General features: G+C 41.4%; 15 protein-coding genes, 1 tRNA gene, 1 pseudogene and 1 CRISPR repeat array. Of the genes and pseudogenes, 8 read left to right on the top strand and 9 right to left on the bottom strand.

Annotation, left to right across the window (positions count from 1 at the left end; translation table 11 throughout):
* Positions 1-726 precede the first annotated feature (726 nt).
* The gene (fabA, locus tag Phpb_RS13095) at positions 727-1,245 is read right to left on the bottom strand and encodes a bifunctional 3-hydroxydecanoyl-ACP dehydratase/trans-2-decenoyl-ACP isomerase (protein ID WP_065390704.1); all 519 of its coding nucleotides are present in this window, start codon (positions 1,243-1,245) and stop codon (positions 727-729) included.
* 84 nt (positions 1,246-1,329) lie between these two features.
* Positions 1,330-3,060, bottom strand: a complete 1,731-nt coding sequence (locus tag Phpb_RS13090) for an AAA family ATPase (RefSeq protein ID WP_065390919.1) — start codon at positions 3,058-3,060, stop codon at positions 1,330-1,332.
* A 206-nt stretch (positions 3,061-3,266) separates the two neighbouring features.
* On the opposite strand from Phpb_RS13090, the gene matP reads away from it, so the two are divergent.
* The gene (gene matP, locus Phpb_RS13085) at positions 3,267-3,722 is read left to right on the top strand and encodes a macrodomain Ter protein MatP (protein WP_065390703.1); all 456 of its coding nucleotides are present in this window, start codon (positions 3,267-3,269) and stop codon (positions 3,720-3,722) included.
* Positions 3,723-3,861: 139 nt separating this feature from the next.
* On the opposite strand, the gene ompA is transcribed toward matP, so the two are convergent.
* Both ompA and sulA read right to left on the bottom strand, forming a co-directional pair.
* A complete protein-coding gene (ompA, locus tag Phpb_RS13080) occupies positions 3,862-4,962 on the bottom strand; it encodes a porin OmpA (RefSeq protein ID WP_065390702.1) in 1,101 nt (366 codons plus the stop codon).
* 798 nt (positions 4,963-5,760) lie between these two features.
* A complete protein-coding gene (gene sulA / locus Phpb_RS13075; protein ID WP_065390701.1) occupies positions 5,761-6,324 on the bottom strand; it encodes an SOS-induced cell division inhibitor SulA in 564 nt (187 codons plus the stop codon).
* 247 nt (positions 6,325-6,571) lie between these two features.
* Here sulA and Phpb_RS13070 point away from each other — a divergent pair, with 247 nt between their 5' ends.
* A complete protein-coding gene (locus Phpb_RS13070) occupies positions 6,572-7,174 on the top strand; it encodes a TfoX/Sxy family DNA transformation protein (RefSeq protein WP_036778848.1) in 603 nt (200 codons plus the stop codon).
* A 59-nt stretch (positions 7,175-7,233) separates the two neighbouring features.
* On the opposite strand, the pseudogene Phpb_RS24500 reads toward Phpb_RS13070, so the two are convergent.
* Positions 7,234-7,916: pseudogene (locus Phpb_RS24500) on the bottom strand (YccS family putative transporter); the annotation flags it as partial.
* A gap of 243 nt (positions 7,917-8,159) precedes the next feature.
* Between Phpb_RS24500 and helD the strand changes: the two are divergent.
* Positions 8,160-10,214: a DNA helicase IV gene (gene helD / locus Phpb_RS13055; protein ID WP_065390698.1), complete on the top strand. Its 2,055-nt coding sequence runs from the start codon at positions 8,160-8,162 to the stop codon at positions 10,212-10,214.
* Positions 10,215-10,337: 123 nt separating this feature from the next.
* Here helD and mgsA read toward each other — a convergent pair whose 3' ends face one another.
* Positions 10,338-10,796 carry a methylglyoxal synthase gene (gene mgsA / locus Phpb_RS13050; protein ID WP_065390697.1) on the bottom strand — a complete coding sequence of 153 codons (459 nt, stop codon included), beginning with the start codon at positions 10,794-10,796 and terminating at the stop codon, positions 10,338-10,340.
* Positions 10,797-10,918: 122 nt separating this feature from the next.
* On the opposite strand from mgsA, the gene Phpb_RS13045 reads away from it, so the two are divergent.
* The gene (locus Phpb_RS13045; protein WP_065390696.1) at positions 10,919-11,332 is read left to right on the top strand and encodes a CoA-binding protein; all 414 of its coding nucleotides are present in this window, start codon (positions 10,919-10,921) and stop codon (positions 11,330-11,332) included.
* Positions 11,333-11,754: 422 nt separating this feature from the next.
* A CRISPR array of direct repeats spans positions 11,755-12,562; the repeat unit is 28 nt; unit sequence GTGCACTGCCGTACAGGCAGCTTAGAAA.
* 39 nt (positions 12,563-12,601) lie between these two features.
* Here Phpb_RS13045 and hspQ read toward each other — a convergent pair.
* Positions 12,602-12,922 carry a heat shock protein HspQ gene (gene hspQ / locus Phpb_RS13040; RefSeq protein ID WP_065390695.1) on the bottom strand — a complete coding sequence of 107 codons (321 nt, stop codon included), beginning with the start codon at positions 12,920-12,922 and terminating at the stop codon, positions 12,602-12,604.
* Between the two features lie 221 nt (positions 12,923-13,143).
* Between hspQ and yccX the strand changes: the two genes are divergently transcribed.
* Positions 13,144-13,422 carry an acylphosphatase gene (gene yccX, locus Phpb_RS13035; RefSeq protein WP_065390694.1) on the top strand — a complete coding sequence of 93 codons (279 nt, stop codon included), beginning with the start codon at positions 13,144-13,146 and terminating at the stop codon, positions 13,420-13,422.
* A gap of 13 nt (positions 13,423-13,435) precedes the next feature.
* On the opposite strand, the gene tusE is transcribed toward yccX, so the two are convergent.
* Complete coding sequence (gene tusE, locus Phpb_RS13030) at positions 13,436-13,765, bottom strand: sulfurtransferase TusE (protein WP_065390918.1); 330 nt, start codon at positions 13,763-13,765, stop codon at positions 13,436-13,438.
* A 184-nt stretch (positions 13,766-13,949) separates the two neighbouring features.
* Here tusE and Phpb_RS13025 point away from each other — a divergent pair.
* The 3 genes from Phpb_RS13025 (at position 13,950) to Phpb_RS27550 (ending at position 14,491) form a co-directional block, all read left to right on the top strand.
* Positions 13,950-14,037 (top strand) — tRNA-Ser (locus Phpb_RS13025).
* Positions 13,996-14,223: a DUF6538 domain-containing protein gene (locus tag Phpb_RS27555; RefSeq protein ID WP_420848350.1), complete on the top strand. Its 228-nt coding sequence runs from the start codon at positions 13,996-13,998 to the stop codon at positions 14,221-14,223. Before Phpb_RS13025 ends, Phpb_RS27555 begins: the two co-directional genes overlap by 42 nt.
* Positions 14,216-14,491, top strand: coding sequence for a DUF6538 domain-containing protein (locus Phpb_RS27550; RefSeq protein ID WP_420848356.1), 276 nt, complete (start codon positions 14,216-14,218; stop codon positions 14,489-14,491). Before Phpb_RS27555 ends, Phpb_RS27550 begins: the two co-directional genes overlap by 8 nt.
* A gap of 331 nt (positions 14,492-14,822) precedes the next feature.
* On the opposite strand, the gene Phpb_RS13020 is transcribed toward Phpb_RS27550, so the two are convergent.
* Entirely contained in the window at positions 14,823-15,596 is a 774-nt protein-coding gene (locus tag Phpb_RS13020; RefSeq protein ID WP_065390693.1) for an AraC family transcriptional regulator, read from the bottom strand.
* Between the last annotated feature and the right edge of the window lie 7 nt (positions 15,597-15,603).

The following is a 15,603-nucleotide window of genomic DNA, read 5'->3' as shown; positions in this document are numbered from 1 at the left end:
ACATTTGTGACGTAATTGAACCTTATAGAGAGGGCTATATTCCGTATCCCCCTGGACTGCTATGGCTACATTTTCATGACTTGAATAGGCGGTTTGAAGCATTGATAAAAGTATCGACCCGGCACTATAAGTACATACCCACCGAAATCCTTGGGCGCGAGTAGGAGTGACTATTTTTCCAAGGCAATCGCCATTAGTGTTAGATGCTTGTAGCATCTCAATGGTACCTTCAATCTTATTTAGCGCTATGGCAGTTGGTGTAACAGTTAATGCTACGATTATGAGCAGTATTTTTCTGATGTTCATATAAATTACCCTTGGTTGTGTTTATCAATAATAATCAAAAATATTAAGCTTTATTAATGTTAAACCTGATATCAGTATGCTTTTATGAGCTTATTTGATATGTCAGGTTAATTTGAGCATAGCACAATTTGTCAATTGCATGCTAATTAGCCAGCAATAAACTAAATGCTTATATTGCAAGCCATTCAGATGTGGTTTCATGTTATTATTGGTCGAGGTAGGTTAGAGTTTGATTTTGAATCTCATACTCTAAGATATAACCGAAATTGTCTTTGAAGGACAAAAACAATATCAAGTATTTTTTCAAGCAAATATTTTTTTTCAAATAGTATGCTGTTTGCTTGGTGGTGTGCTTTTAGCGAAAAAGGTGAAAAGCAATTAGCCAGTCACCTTTCTTTTCGATATGTTACTGATTATTGATTAGAAAGCGCTGGTATCTTTAAACAAGCCCACTTTCAAATCCGTTGCCGTATAGATGATTTTACCATCTACTAACACTTCACCGTCAGCCAGTCCCATAATCAATTTACGGTTAATAACGCGTTTAAAATTGATACGGTAAGTGACTTTTTTCGCTGTTGGTAATACTTGGCCGGTGAACTTAACTTCGCCAACGCCAAGGGCGCGGCCTTTTCCTTCGCCACCTAACCAGCCAAGGAAGAATCCAACCAATTGCCACATGGCATCGAGGCCAAGGCAGCCGGGCATTACCGGGTCATTAATAAAATGGCAGTCGAAAAACCATAAATCAGGGGTAATATCCAGCTCGGCTTCTATGTAACCTTTATCGTAGGTACCACCGTTTTCTGTCATTTCAATGATGCGATCCATCATTAGCATATTACCAGATGGCAATGGAGGCCCATTTTCTCCAAATAACTCACTCCGCCCAGATGCGATGAGATCTTCTTTTGTGTAGGATTTACGTTTATCAACCATAATTATCAGATAGCCTTATATTTAATGTAAGGTAAATAATAGAGTACACTTGTACGCTGAACAACTCCGATCAGACATTCTGAATTAACCTAACCAGCGAAAAGGCCACGGGAATTTAGGCCGTTCCTGATTATTCGCCTGTGTTATACGTTCTTGTATTATAGCTAACAAGTGTGTTTCTTGTTGATCATAATAAGGGATACCTGTTAATAAAGGCAGCGCTTCAGAAACATGTTTTACTGACCATAAATGGAATTTTTGCGCTTTTACCGCATCTACAACAGCTTGGTTAAGACATAAATGACGGATGTTCGCCGCTGGTAGGATAACCCCCTGTTGACCAGTTAGCCCTCTGCGATGGCATACTTCAAAGAAACTTTCGATTTTTTCGTTAATACCACCGATGGGTTGAACGTAACCAAATTGATCTACTGCACCTGTAACCGCCAGTTGTTGATCAATAGGTTGCAGGGAAAGAGCACTAATCAGCACACATAATTCGGCAAGAGAAGCGCTGTCGCCATCAACTTCACTATAAGATTGTTCAAATGCAATAGATGCGGAGAAAGGCTGCGGTTGATCCAATTTTAGCTCGGAAATCAAAAATGCTTGCATAATCATCATGCCTTTCGCATGGATATTGCCACCTAACTCGACTTTGCGTTCAACATCAATAAATTCCCCATCTCCTACATGAGCCACGCAAGTGATGCGGGATGGTTCTCCTACTGAATCAGGGTGGCCGGGGTACTCCAGCACAGATAATCCATTAATTTGGCCAATGACCATCCCTTGGGTGCGGATAAGAATCTGGCCTTGATGAATTTCCTCTAAACCACGTTCTGGCAGATAGTTGTGACGCCAGCGGCGATTTTCCTCTGCTTGTTTAATGGATTGAGCTGTAATTTGATTTTCTTGCTGATAGAGCGCGGCGGTAGTGAGTTGCCGTTGTAGCCAAAGAATATCCAAAGGCAGGCGGTATTGATCTTCTGTATGACGAGTTGCTTGTTGGACAAGTTCAGACCAGGCATTATGATTCAATGGAGGCAATTGCCATTGTTGAATAAGCCCATTGATATAATTGCACCATAGGCTTAAATCTTGCTCATTATGAAATGGCATATCCAGATCAAATTCACCATACAGAGCGCTTTTTGCTAATTCAGGTTCTATTGCCTGAAACTCTTCAAGGTTTAGGCGATCTCCAACCAGAATCAAACGTAGCTTTAATGGCATAGAGGGGATAGGCAATGGTAACGGTTTGTTGCTATCCGGAGACAACCATTCAAAGCGTTGCTGAATAATCATCTGTTTCAGGCGAACCCACATTAATGGCTGAGAAAGTAGGGTGCGTAATGGCAGAATAAGTACACCACCATTTACTTGATGGATCAGACCGGGTTGTAAGTGAATTTCTCCGTTGTGAGAGTGGAAGCAGCCAAATAATTGCTCTGCTTCTATCCATTCACGATAGGCCACGCGTAACTCCGGTGTGAAATGGCCTTCTGTTGATGGTTGCCAGCTAATTTTCTGTTGCTGGATGTGATAATTGCCACCAATTTGGGGAAGGTCTTTCGTGAGTAATGGATGGATAGACTCAGCTAACGCTGACAAATAAGTATCACACTCTTCAGCTTTCAGTAGCATAAAAGGCTGGCGGGAATCCATCCGGCAAAAAAGCTGCAAACCACTATGTAGCCGTGATTGAACGGCTTCCATACTGGCAGGCGCCTGTTGGGAAGCAGAATGAAAGAGCGCATCATAAGGTGCGCAATTCGGCAGTAATGCCTGCCAGTCTAGTTTGTTAGTGGTCAAAATGATCGCTATATATTGTAAAGTAGGAAAGTGCCGATTATACAAGATTAAGATATAAACCAACATGCTTGAATGTTTGCTATCGTAGACACTTTATGTAAAACATAATTTGATCAAAAAGCAGAGATTAATCAGTTTGGCTATGAGCAATTTACTAAAATAGTTGTTATGCTTATTTTTAGTTACGTTGTCACTGAGAAAGTAAGATGAAATATCAACAACTGGAAAATTTGGAATGTGGCTGGAAGTGGGCTTATCTGATGAAAAAACATCAAGAAGGCGAGCTAATTACTAAATATATTGAAAACAGTGCTGCTCATGCAGCAGTTGACAAACTCATTGAACTTGAGAGTGAACCGGTAAGGGTACTGAAATGGATTGAGCAACATATGAATCCTGATTTATCCAACCGAATGAAACAAACTATCCGAGCTCGGCGTAAGCGGCATTTTAATGCGGAACATCAGCATACTCGTAAGAAATCTATCGATTTAGATTTTCCCGTGTGGCATCGCTTATCTGCACTTTCTCAGCGACGGGGTAATACGCTGTCAGAAACTATCATCCAGTTAATTGAAGATGCTGAACGGAAAGAAAAATATGCCAATCAGATGTCTAGCTTGAAACATGACTTAGAAGCTATTCTGGGCCAGAAAGAGTAATTTCAGTTTTTATAGATTGATATCGCAACAAGCTCCTTAAGTAGGTTTGGTATAATAATTTCACTGTAAGTGTAAAGAAAACCCCATTTGCATGGGGCTTTCTGAGCTTTTGATGATTAATTATAACCAAGAAAGGCTATTATTGAGCGGATTTTGCTTGAGTAACAACTTCTTTAATGCCCTGAATTTCGATCTCTACGCGACGATCTGGCGCCAGGCAGTTGATTAGGTTAGGTTTGCGAATCTTATCACAGGTAGAACCAGTGACTGGATTTGCTTTACCGTGGCCTTCTGCGCTGATGCTGCTGGCAGGGATACCTTTCGATACCAGATAGTCAACTACGCTTTGAGCGCGTTTTTGAGACAGTTTCTGATTGTAAACGTCTTTACCGATACGGTCAGTGTAGCCTAAGACCAGTACCTTGCCCTGATTTGGGTCGATGTTTGCTAGCTCAGTATAGAGTTGATCCAAAGAATGTTTACCTTCGGTTTTCAGCTCGGAACTTGCAAATTCGAACAGTACGTCAGAACGCAGGGTAAAACGTTTATTTTCAACAATGGGTGCTGGAGCTGGTGTTGGAACAACAACCGGAGCCGGAGCAACGACTGGGGCTGCTGCTTCATCTTGGCCGAAACGGTAAGAAACACCTACGCTCAACAGACCGTTATCAGGACGTGCGCCTACTGAACTTGCGTCACCGATATTGTTAACCCACTGGTAGTCCAGACGAGTAGCCCAGTCCTTAGTTATCGCATACTCAACACCGATGGCCGCCAGTGGAGAAACGCCGGTGTCATGATTTTTCAGATGAGTATTGGTTGCGCCGTAATTTGCTTTGGAATCTGCCCGCCAAACCATACCGCCTAAGCGAGTATAGATATCCAAGTCATCCATAATTGGATAGCTCAGTTTGGTTGCCAATTGGAAACCGTGGGCTTTGAAAGCGCCATTATTGACGCTGCCTTTGTAAGACATGCGACCTAACCAGTCATAACCTATTTCAAAACCCAGGTATGGATTGGCTTGATAACCTAAGAAAGCACCTGCACCCAATTGGTTTTTGTGAGTAGGGCCATTACCGATTGCACTGGTATAACCGTTGCCGTAGAAGTTTACGTCATGGTATTGGGACCAACCCAACTTACCACCGGTATACCAAGTGTTGTCTTTTGGAGCTGCTTGCGTTGCAGTTGTGAAAGCGGCCACTGCCACTGCTATCGCGATAGCTGTCTTTTTCATTTTAACGCCTCGTTATTATCATCACCCAATAGGCAATTGGCTTTGGGAGCCTTTTTACTTACTGCCTATCCCAATAGGGTTATTTTATTTGCCCTTCTTTGCCATAAAGAGCGAACTAGGGCAGTGCTCAAACAAAAGCGTTAGCTTTTGAACGCACTTTAGTGCGGCCCGTAGGGCGAGCGAAGCGAGTCATCCTCACGTACTATGTGTACGCTCCGGTTTTTCCGCGCTGTCCGTGTTCACTGTTCATTGATAAGAATGGCCTGCAACAATTACGCCTATATAGGATAGGCTCTTACTGCCTGTCCCATTAGGCTTTCATTTTCCATTCTTTGTAATAAAAGTGAGCACTGAATTGTGCTCAAATTCTCCGGTACCATTATTGTGCGTACACTTTGAATTTTGCGTGTTTTCGTGTTCACTATTCACCCATAAGAATGGCTTGTACTAATTTAGCATCGTTTAATATCTACTAAGATAGGCTGTCGAGCTATATTGATTAAAAACTCAGTTAGAGGAATACTGCACTTTTTCATAAAACCGATAGACTAAACAATACAAGGGTACTAAGTGCAGTAACCTTTAATGGTGTAAAGTCTACAACGAAGTTAAAAAGTTACAAGTACCCTTTGATTAATAGAGTAAAAAATTTAAAAGGTAATGTATAATTTTTCTAAGAAATTTACTATTCTTTACAACTAATCTTACCTTAATTAATTGATTTTAATTGTGATTAGTGATTTTCGGTCTGGATTGGTTATTTTGTGTTATAAATATTGCGATAATTCCTAGTTTTGGTCAATGATAGTAAATGGAGTGGATTTTTAGTAAACCTGCTCGCGATTCAGCACAGTTGGTTTCTTTATTTACATCTTGTGGGCGCATAATAAAGCCTAGTGCATTACCTTTTTGTGCCGCAGCCTGTAATTTTACGGTATCTTTCCCTGATAACTTTGGTAACCAGCCAAGTACCACGCTGTAATTACCACTCGCCAATGCTCTTTCCATTGCTTCTACCGTTGTAATGGAGCTGATGCGATTTAATTGGACAATCTTATCTAAAGGTAATCCAGAGTTAATTAACCACTGGCGGCTTAGTTTCTTATGTGGACTAACCCATAGCAACCAGCGAGCCTCATTTCCTGATTGGCGTAACAAAGGTAGCAATATACGATTAATGATAGCTTGGTTATCGCTATATTGGTTATCACTATAAATCAATTCACTCACTATACCTTCTTTACCCTCTTTCACGACCCCCTCTCTTTTGGCTGCATTATCTTGTGTAGGTGAAGAGAGTGATAGCTGCTTTTTGGTTGACTGATGTTTAGAAGGGTAAACCCAGGATGATTGAATGCCCATAATGAACCTCGCCACGATTAACTGTATTAATATACAGTATCTTCATATCAGGCTAAGATCAAGTCTATTTTTTCAAAGAGCTTCGCAAATATTGACTGTAAATGGCTGTAAACTCATTTAACCATTGGCAGAGAAAATTGAATTGCGTATGTTTTTAATTACCTGTTCCTGTTATTTATTTTACTAATAACTGGGACAAATCTATGGATAAGAGATTTATTTGTACAAAACTCATGGAGTGATCTGTATGTTTTTGTCTGAGGTGCGTTTTACTCAACTCAAAAATGGTTTTTCGTCGTTTGGAACATTGACAAGGAAGCCACAGTTTGGCGGTTACAGCCTGTTATCTGATGGGATTATGTTCGCTATTATTGCTGATGGAGAATTATATTTACGAGGAAATGGACATGCTGAAGTATTATTTAAAGCCAGAGGAATGAAAAACTATATTTACTCGAAAAAGGGAGTGCCTGTAACTTTGCGTTATTACCAAGTGGTTGAATCACTTTGGCAAGATCAAGAGTTGTTATCTCAATATGCGTATTTGGCTTATCACTACTCATTTATTGAAATGGCGGGTAAAAAGAAAATGCCGGAGCGCTTGAAGGATTTGCCTAATCTTGGAATGTCTTTAGAACGCCAGTTATGGAAAGTTGGAATATGTAAAGTTGAAGATTTACGGTTGCTAGGTGCGAAAGCCAGTTATTTAAAACTGCATCAATATAAAAGAAAATCTAATATTAATTTATTGCTTGCTTTGGCTGGTGCAATTGAAGGGTGTCATTCAGCCGTTTTACCGGTACAGATCCGTAATGATTTATTACGCTGGCACAAGGAACTGGCTTGTTAGATCTTTATCGAGAATAGCTAATGAAAGGGGCAGTCAACTGCCCCAGTATATCAATCTAGTTATAATTGATTAATTTGTTTAATGATATTAACAATTTCAGGTGACAATTCTATTAATAAACCGGTTTGTTGCAATACCAGTTGCTCTTTACTATTTCTTTCTGCCGGAGCTTGCTCAATTCTTTTCACTATGTTGATAGGCAATTGATTAATTCCATCATCATCTATTAATGCAGATTTTAATGCTATATCGATATAACAAACAGCATCATCAAAAATGTCCAGAATGACTTTATTATCCAATTTATCTCGGTGTGCTCCCAGCGCAGAGATGTAACTTAGTATGGGCACAATAACAGGATTGCCCTTTCTTGAACAGTCTGGTCACTTTTCGGCTCGGCAGACATGTTTGAAATAACGGATGCCAGTTCTGCGTCACTATTATGGGCATCACGGCGGGTAATTCGATAGTTCAATCCATTATCTTTACCCTGATAATATTGAACCAAAATAGCATCAAGGTAGCGACAATTGGTGTTTATCGTCCGATTTATCACTTGTGAGAACTGGCGGAATTTCCAGTCTTGCCAGATGAAATTTACCGCTAACAAATTGAAGCATAATAATACCAGTAATGTGATAAACAGAGTTGCATGTGCATACTGGGTATTGCGGAAGGTGAAGAACAATACGCCAGAAATAACAATTTGCCCACGGAGGCCAGCGTCAATCCATCGTAAAGGCGGTTGCTGCCTGAGAAGTGGGAAGCTTCGCCGTTTTTTACGGCGAGGAACAGTCACGATACGGTTGTAATAGAGAAAATGACTGTTATCAAGAAAACGGCGCGGACCGGAGAAAACAGTTAGCACAAAATACCTCTGAGGTAATAATAACGGTCATAAGTAACATTATGATAAAAGGTTTATTAGTGATAAAAAACGCTTATCAGACATAATTCAACTATTTTTTAGGTATGGCGCTCAATAATGGAACTTAAAGCAACACAAATTGGCCAACGTCTTGCTCAGCATCCTTATAATCGGGTGCGTTTGCTGAATGCGGGTATTGAAGTCAGTGGTGAAAAGCATCAATACCTTATCCCATTTAACCAGCTAATTAATATTCAGTGTAAACGAGGTATCGTCTGGGGTGAATTAGAGTTTGAACTGCCCGATAGACAAGCGGTTCGCCTTCACGGCACTGAATGGCGGCAAACTCAGCGTTTTTACCATTATCTGCTTGGTGAATGGCAGAAATGGAGCCAGGAGATGAGTGGTATTAGCGCTAATGTGCTGGCGACTCAGGTTAGTGAAATTAACAGAATTGACCAACAGAATCGCTGGTTTAAAAAAACGGATTTATTCCAGTTGCAACAGCAGATTCAGGCAGAGTTTCAGGCTTTACCATTGCCGTTACAACGTCTGGAACAATTTGATAATTGTCGGGATGGGTATCAAACGTGTTTGAGCTGGCTTGAGAATGGCGAAAAGCTTGTTGAAAAGATGAATCTGCAATGGACTGAACGTATGTTGGAGCAACATCGTGACTTTTTTCAGCGGGTAGAAACATCTCCGTTAAATCTTTCTCAGAGTTTGGCTGTTGTTAACGGTGAAAATTCAGTTCTGGTTCTTGCTGGCGCGGGAAGTGGAAAAACATCTGTGTTAGTTGCGAGAGCGGGTTGGTTATTACTTCGCCAGCAGGTGATTCCCGAACAGATATTACTGTTAGCGTTTGATAATCAGGCTGTAAGTGAGATGAATGAACGGATTCATATCCGTCTTGGTGTGAATGATATTAAAGTAAAAACGTTTCATGCTCTGGCGTTGCATATCATTCAGCAAGGAAGTAATAAAGTGCCAAAAATCAGTGAGCTAGAAACTGATGAGCAAAAAAGAAGAGATTTTTTGATTAAACACTGGCAACAACAATGTAGTGAGAAGAAAGCACAGGCTAAAGGTTGGCGGGAATGTCTGACGGAAGAGTTGAAATGGGAAGTGCCGGAAGGTGAATTTTGGCATGATAAACAACTTGCTAACCGTTTGTCAGACCGGCTTGAGCGTTGGTTGGGTTTGATGCGTATACATGGTGGTAGCCAGAAGGCGATGATAGAGCAAGCTCAGGAAGAGTATCTGGATCGGTTCCAAAAATGTATTCGTTTGGTGGGGCCTTTATTAAAGGCGTGGAAATCTGAATTAAAAACAGAAGGTGCTGTTGATTACTCAGGGTTAATCCATCAGGCGGTGAATATTCTGGATAAAGGACGGTTTATCAGCCCGTGGAAGCATATTCTGGTGGATGAGTTTCAGGATATTTCACCATTAGGGGCCAAATTGCTCACTGCATTGCGAGCGCAAAACAGTCAAAGCTGCCTGTTTGCCGTAGGGGATGATTGGCAAGCAATATATCGTTTCAGTGGTGTGGAACCGATGTTGACTACCACATTTGCTGATTATTTTGGTAAAGATGCTGAATGTGTATTGGATATCTCTTATCGGTTTAATGATCGGATTGGTGAAGTTGCTAATGAGTTTGTGCAACAAAACCCAAATCAATTAAGGAAGCCATTAAATAGTTTGATTAAGGGTAATAAAAAATCAATTGTTATCCTGCCAGAAGATCAACTTGAATCTTTATTGAATAAAATGAGTGGTTATGTCACTGAGCAGGAAACGATTTTATTACTAGCACGTTATCACTATTTGAAACCTGAATTACTGAAAAAAGCCGCAACTCGCTGGCCTAAATTGAAAATAGAGTTTATGACTGTCCATGCTTCCAAAGGGCGACAAGCGGATTATGTAATTATTCTTGGCTTGCATCAGGGGCAAGATGGTTTTCCTACACCAGCAAGGGAATCTGTGATGGAGCAGGTTTTATTGCCTCTGCCGGAAGATTTTCCGGATGCGGGGGAGCGTCGCCTTTTGTATGTTGCATTAACACGGGCGAAGAAGCAGGTGTGGTTGATGCATGACAAGAAGAATCCATCGGTGTTTGTGCGTCAGTTAGAGCGGCTAAATGTGCCCGTTCAACGTAAACCTTGAGGTTTTGCCGGGCTGAAATATTCAGGGTTATCATGGGATATCTTTTCTGGGAGTCCCACTCTTGTTTTTTTCTAGTATCTGACTTGGAGAAAGCGCGTAGTTGTAGGTATATGTTGTAAAGACTTATTTCAGACGTTCATTCAAATAGTGTTGATAATCAGTCACTTGAATACTTACTGATTCAGAAAACAGAGGAGAACCAACAATAAAATCCGCAGAAGCCAGATTGGTTGCAACGGGGATATTCCATACTGTAGCAAGGCGCAGCAGTGCTTTTACATCAGGATCATGAGGTACGGAATTAAGTGGGTCCCAGAAAAATATCAACACATCAATTTTCCCTTCTGAGATTAGAGAACCAATTTGTTGATCGCCACCCATTGGGCCACTAAGCATATTGGTAACAGGTAATCCGGTTTCGTTCTGAATCAGATTACCGGTTGTGCCGGTAGCGTATAAATGGTGTTTCTTGAGTAAATTCTTATGTTTTTTGGACCAGGCTAATAGTGAAATTTTACAGTGGTCATGTGCAATAAGCGCTATATTTTTAGCGATTGCCATTGTGCGAGTTGTCAATTCCATGAGAATGTCTTTAGTAATCGTTATTGTGTTTTCGAACGTAGTTAGTCCAATTGATAACAATGTTTATCATATACATTGTAATAAATAAACAAAGTAAAACACCGAATTTTGGGGAGGAGTAAATGAGTGACCAGCGAATTGCAGACATACTAAAACGAGCAAAAACTATCGCTCTGGTAGGTGCGAGTGAAAAAACTACTCGTCCAAGTTATAAAGTTATGGCTTATTTACTGGAACAAGGCTATCAGGTGATTCCTGTCAGCCCGAAACTTGCCGGACAAACATTGCTTGGGCAACAAGTGTATGCACAACTGGCCGATATTCCACAGATTGTTGATATAGTTGATGTATTCCGTAATGCTGAAGCTGCATATGACATTGCGCAAGAAGCTATAGATATCAAAGCAAAAGTGTTCTGGTTGCAACTTGGTGTTATTAACGAACAAGCAAAAGTGTTGGCAGAAGAAGCTGGTCTGGAAGTTGTTATGGATCGCTGCCCGAAAATTGAAATACCAAGATTGGGACTCGAAAAATAATCTTTATCAGCTTGTAATTATTTGGTTTCTAATCGGCGGATGAAGGGAGCCTGGCACCAATATCTAATACAAACTAAAGCGTTGGATGAGGGGCGGTGTCCGGGTTTCAAGTGTTCAAATAATGTTTAAGTTGGATATTGAGTTTACTTTTCTAGACATCTTATAGAATTTATTTTTTCAGTTATTACAATATGTTAAGGAACATTTGGTTGTTCTTGTGGTGGCTAAATTTTGCCAGAATCTACACTTTTATTGCTATAAGATATGGCGCTTTTGCTATACTCCAGTTTTGACCCTTTTTTATCATTAAAAAATAACCTATTGATTTAAAAGAAAAATTAGATATCTCCTAAAAAAAGGGTTTTTTCATTTTTTATCATTATATTCTTTAACAGTCAGCAACTTAAGGTTAATATGTAACAGTGCACTGCCGTACAGGCAGCTTAGAAACCACACAACAATAAGGGCCTCACGGCCCTGTTGTGCACTGCCGTACAGGCAGCTTAGAAATGCATTATGTAATAGATGAATGGTTTGGTGAAGTGCACTGCCGTACAGGCAGCTTAGAAATTAGCTACTGCAGTAAAACCAGCAAAACAGAAGTGCACTGCCGTACAGGCAGCTTAGAAATTCCAAAATAGTGATGGAGGCTTGTGGCAGCGGTGCACTGCCGTACAGGCAGCTTAGAAATTTGAGAAAGGAAAACCTCTTGACCACAGCCCGTGCACTGCCGTACAGGCAGCTTAGAAACAGACGTGGCGAATAAATACCATAAATTTTATGTGCACTGCCGTACAGGCAGCTTAGAAAGTTGTTCCATGTATTATTATTCCAGTACCCGTGTGCACTGCCGTACAGGCAGCTTAGAAATTTTCACTGATTTGCATTAGCTCACCTCAAAAGTGCACTGCCGTACAGGCAGCTTAGAAATGCATGAGTTGGCCGAAAAAATCAGTTCCCAGGTGCACTGCCGTACAGGCAGCTTAGAAACAAGACACTGAACCCATCTGATTTCAGATTTAGTGCACTGCCGTACAGGCAGCTTAGAAACGCGAGACCCTTATCTCTATCAACGCATTTGGGTGCACTGCCGTACAGGCAGCTTAGAAAGGGCCAAGTAATTGATAAGATTGAATCGATGCGTGCACTGCCGTACAGGCAGCTTAGAAAGAAAGAGGGTAGAAATATGAGTGATACATTATGTGCACTGCCGTACAGGCAGCTTAAAACACGATAACTGCCTTAGGTTGTTTAGATATAAATGGGAGATTAATTGCGCAGTCTTGGGGCCAGTAGTTGATTGCGGATAGATTCTGCTAGCTCATCTAGAGAAGGTTGTTCTGGATGTTCATCAGATATTTCATAGGCTAATTGTGCTTCAGCCAAATAAGTATGTACAGGTTGACCGTTGTCATCTTCCATCACAACGTGATACCAGGGAGCTGAACGCAAGGTAGCATTAGATGCAATGTCATCCTCTTGGGGTTGCTCCAGAGAGTATTCCACATCAATATCCACGATGACTCCTAAATAACCAAGAAGCTTATGACGTACTTGTTGGCCGATACCGAATTTGCTGGCGATAATCATAGTCACCTCCAAAGAAGATCTTACATTGAGATTGATATAAGGGCAGTAAGGTGAATTACAAGAGCATACCCGGTGGTTGAAGTCTTTTTTTGCTTTAATTGCGAGTGTGACTTCATCTATTTCAGGTTAGCTGTAGTAAATATAAAACACAACCAACAGTCGTGTGCTTAACTATATATGTGAGCGATCCCGCAAGGTGATTAGGTTGATAGGGGGTAATTATGATTAAATCTGGAATAACAATTTATGTTTATGGCCGGGTTCAGGGAGTTGGGTTTCGCTATCAAACTTTTCGTTGGGCGAAATTTAATAAGCTGACAGGTTATGTCTGTAATTTGCATGATGGTAGTGTCAAAATCGTAGCTTATGGTGACAGTGAACAACTAAATAAATTAACCCATTGGCTGGAGCAGGGTGGTCCACCGGGAGCGCGAATAGATAACCTTTCCTTTCACACCTGCGCAGTGGAGGATGTTGCAGATTTTATTGTCCGCCACTGAGCTGGATTATTGATTAGATACATTTTACCGGTTTCGGCAGCCCGGCAATTTTAGTTGCTTGCTTTGCCGGCCCTTTGGGAAACAGACGGTAAAGATAGCGGCTGTTGCCTTTTTCTTCGCCATACTTTTGTGCGATTGCTTTTACTAACATACGGATAGCCGGGGACGTATTAAACTCCTTATAAAACTCCCGGATAAAACGAATGACTTCCCAATGCTGTTCAGTCAAAGTGATTTCTTCTTGTTCGGCGAGGAGTAAAGCTATTCCTTCCTGCCAGTCACTACTATTTTTCAGATAACCTTGCGCATCGGTTTCGATTTCTTGACCTTCGAATACCAACATAATCATTAATAACCATCAAAGAAAAGTAGAGGTAATTTAGCAAAAATCACTTCCGTACCCAAGGATGGGATGCACATATGCGGATAAAATAAGCCAACGACCATGAAAAAGAGTAAATTTACGGCAATCGAACAGAAGGAGGCTTTACATCTTTCTTGGTGCTGTTTATAGTGCACGCCATTGCGGAGGGGTGGCCGAGCGGCTTAAGGCAGCGGTCTTGAAAACCGCCGATGGGAAACCATCCGAGAGTTCGAATCTCTCCTCCTCCGCCACTTCTTTCTAACCTTATGTTTCCAAATAGTTTTCTTAAGATTCACACCTCACTGTTACACATGGGTGTACCACATCGTTCCAACGGTGCTGGAGAATTCATTCATATGTGTACTCATCTTTATCGTCGTGGGCTAATGTATTATTTCCGCCGGAGAATACCTGCTGATTTAGTACAAGATTTGTAGCAAATCTGAAGTAGTTCAATCTCTTAAAACAACCAGCAGGGCGGAAGCGCTGATACGTCTTCGCCAACTTGATGTGAATTTAGATCTAAAGTTTGCAGAAACACGACTTGGGTTAAGCAATGGTATTTCTGTTCCGGTTGAAATCTCAAATGCTGAAATTCTCTCTCCAAAATACCCATTATTGCCACTAGTAGATGCGATAGATAGTCTTAATTACTCCTTCAAAGATTATAAAAATATCAATTCACAAGTACTATTAAAGCTTTAGTTGTTTATGACTAACTTGGATTCACATAATAAGCTAACCACCCTAGATTCACATAATAAATGCAACACTGTTATGAACGAAGTAAACAAGTTTGTGTTCCTTTAAATAACTCATTCGGTGTTTTATAACCATGAGTTTTCCGAGGGCGTTTATCAATACTGGCTGTTTTTCACTGCGTGAAAACCTTTCTTATAAAGATAAGAAACAATCTATTGCGCAATACAAGGTGAGTGGGCTAAACATCATAGGTTTCCTTAATCAGTCACTGAGAACGTATAGATCAAGGTTAACTTTCATGCCAAGTGATATCAAACCCGCCCAACCCAGAGCGTTAATCTTTACTACGCGTTGCCATATAGGTTCGTGGCGGACTGCCAGCAGTATTTTTGAAAAAAGTCGCGAAGGCGCTGTCGCTGGAAAAGGCCAACTGGCTGGCTACGTCAGACTGGCTGTACCCTTTGGCCAGTAGCTCAATGGCTTTAATAAGCCGCCATTGTTGTCGCCATTGTTGATAACTCAACCCGGTTTCCCGTCGGAAGATACGGCTGATGGTTTTTTCCGAGGCGCCGATATAACGCGCTAGCTCGTGCAAAGGTGGCACTGTAATCATATCGGCCAAATGGCGCAGACGGCGATCGCTGGGCAGGGGAAGCAGGGTTAATTCACGCGGTGCCAGTTGTATCTCGTCCAAGCAAACAGCCAGAATATTGGCGGCGGCGCCGTGTTGCCAGTCTGTGTCGAACTCAGCGATGGCAATGCGCTCAAGCACTTCTCGCAGCAAAGGAGACGCCGTTATCACGGTAAGCTGCTCGGGCAGGTTTGGATAATGGGAGCAGTCGAGATACACCGAGCGGTAACCCACCACGCCGCTGACTTGCAACCGATGTATTACTCTTGGGGGGATCCAAGCAATGCGCGCTGGAGGCAGTATGCAGATGCTCTCATTGAACGTAATGCGCATGCTACCTTGCTGGCAAAACAGCAGTTGCCCCATATCATGCCAATGTGAGCCTGAATCGTGCTGTGCCAATTCGGCCGCGATACCCAAAACATAATTCCCGAGAGCGTCGGGATCAAAAACATCCTGTGCGTTAAGCCACGTCATAATCTGT

Origin of the sequence: Photorhabdus namnaonensis, assembly GCF_001684335.1 — a bacterium.
Taxonomy (GTDB): Bacteria; Pseudomonadota; Gammaproteobacteria; order Enterobacterales; family Enterobacteriaceae; genus Photorhabdus; species Photorhabdus namnaonensis.
The sequence above is the reverse complement of the archived record's forward strand: the minus strand, read 5'-3'. Positions and strand labels throughout refer to the sequence as shown.

Bases quoted from the DNA above. Each gene is read 5' to 3' on its own strand.
- fabA (WP_065390704.1), bottom strand. From the start codon at position 1,245: ATGGTTGATAAACGTAAATCCTACACAAAAGAAGATCTCATCGCATCT.
- matP (WP_065390703.1), top strand. From the start codon at position 3,267: ATGAAATATCAACAACTGGAAAATTTGGAATGTGGCTGGAAGTGGGCT.
- ompA (WP_065390702.1), bottom strand. From the start codon at position 4,962: ATGAAAAAGACAGCTATCGCGATAGCAGTGGCAGTGGCCGCTTTCACA.
- sulA (WP_065390701.1), bottom strand. From the start codon at position 6,324: ATGGGCATTCAATCATCCTGGGTTTACCCTTCTAAACATCAGTCAACC.
- Phpb_RS13070 (WP_036778848.1), top strand. From the start codon at position 6,572: ATGTTTTTGTCTGAGGTGCGTTTTACTCAACTCAAAAATGGTTTTTCG.
- helD (WP_065390698.1), top strand. From the start codon at position 8,160: ATGGAACTTAAAGCAACACAAATTGGCCAACGTCTTGCTCAGCATCCT.
- mgsA (WP_065390697.1), bottom strand. From the start codon at position 10,796: ATGGAATTGACAACTCGCACAATGGCAATCGCTAAAAATATAGCGCTT.
- Phpb_RS13045 (WP_065390696.1), top strand. From the start codon at position 10,919: ATGAGTGACCAGCGAATTGCAGACATACTAAAACGAGCAAAAACTATC.
- hspQ (WP_065390695.1), bottom strand. From the start codon at position 12,922: ATGATTATCGCCAGCAAATTCGGTATCGGCCAACAAGTACGTCATAAG.
- yccX (WP_065390694.1), top strand. From the start codon at position 13,144: ATGATTAAATCTGGAATAACAATTTATGTTTATGGCCGGGTTCAGGGA.
- tusE (WP_065390918.1), bottom strand. From the start codon at position 13,765: ATGTTGGTATTCGAAGGTCAAGAAATCGAAACCGATGCGCAAGGTTAT.
- Phpb_RS27555 (WP_420848350.1), top strand. From the start codon at position 13,996: ATGGGAAACCATCCGAGAGTTCGAATCTCTCCTCCTCCGCCACTTCTT.
- Phpb_RS13020 (WP_065390693.1), bottom strand. From the start codon at position 15,596: ATGACGTGGCTTAACGCACAGGATGTTTTTGATCCCGACGCTCTCGGG.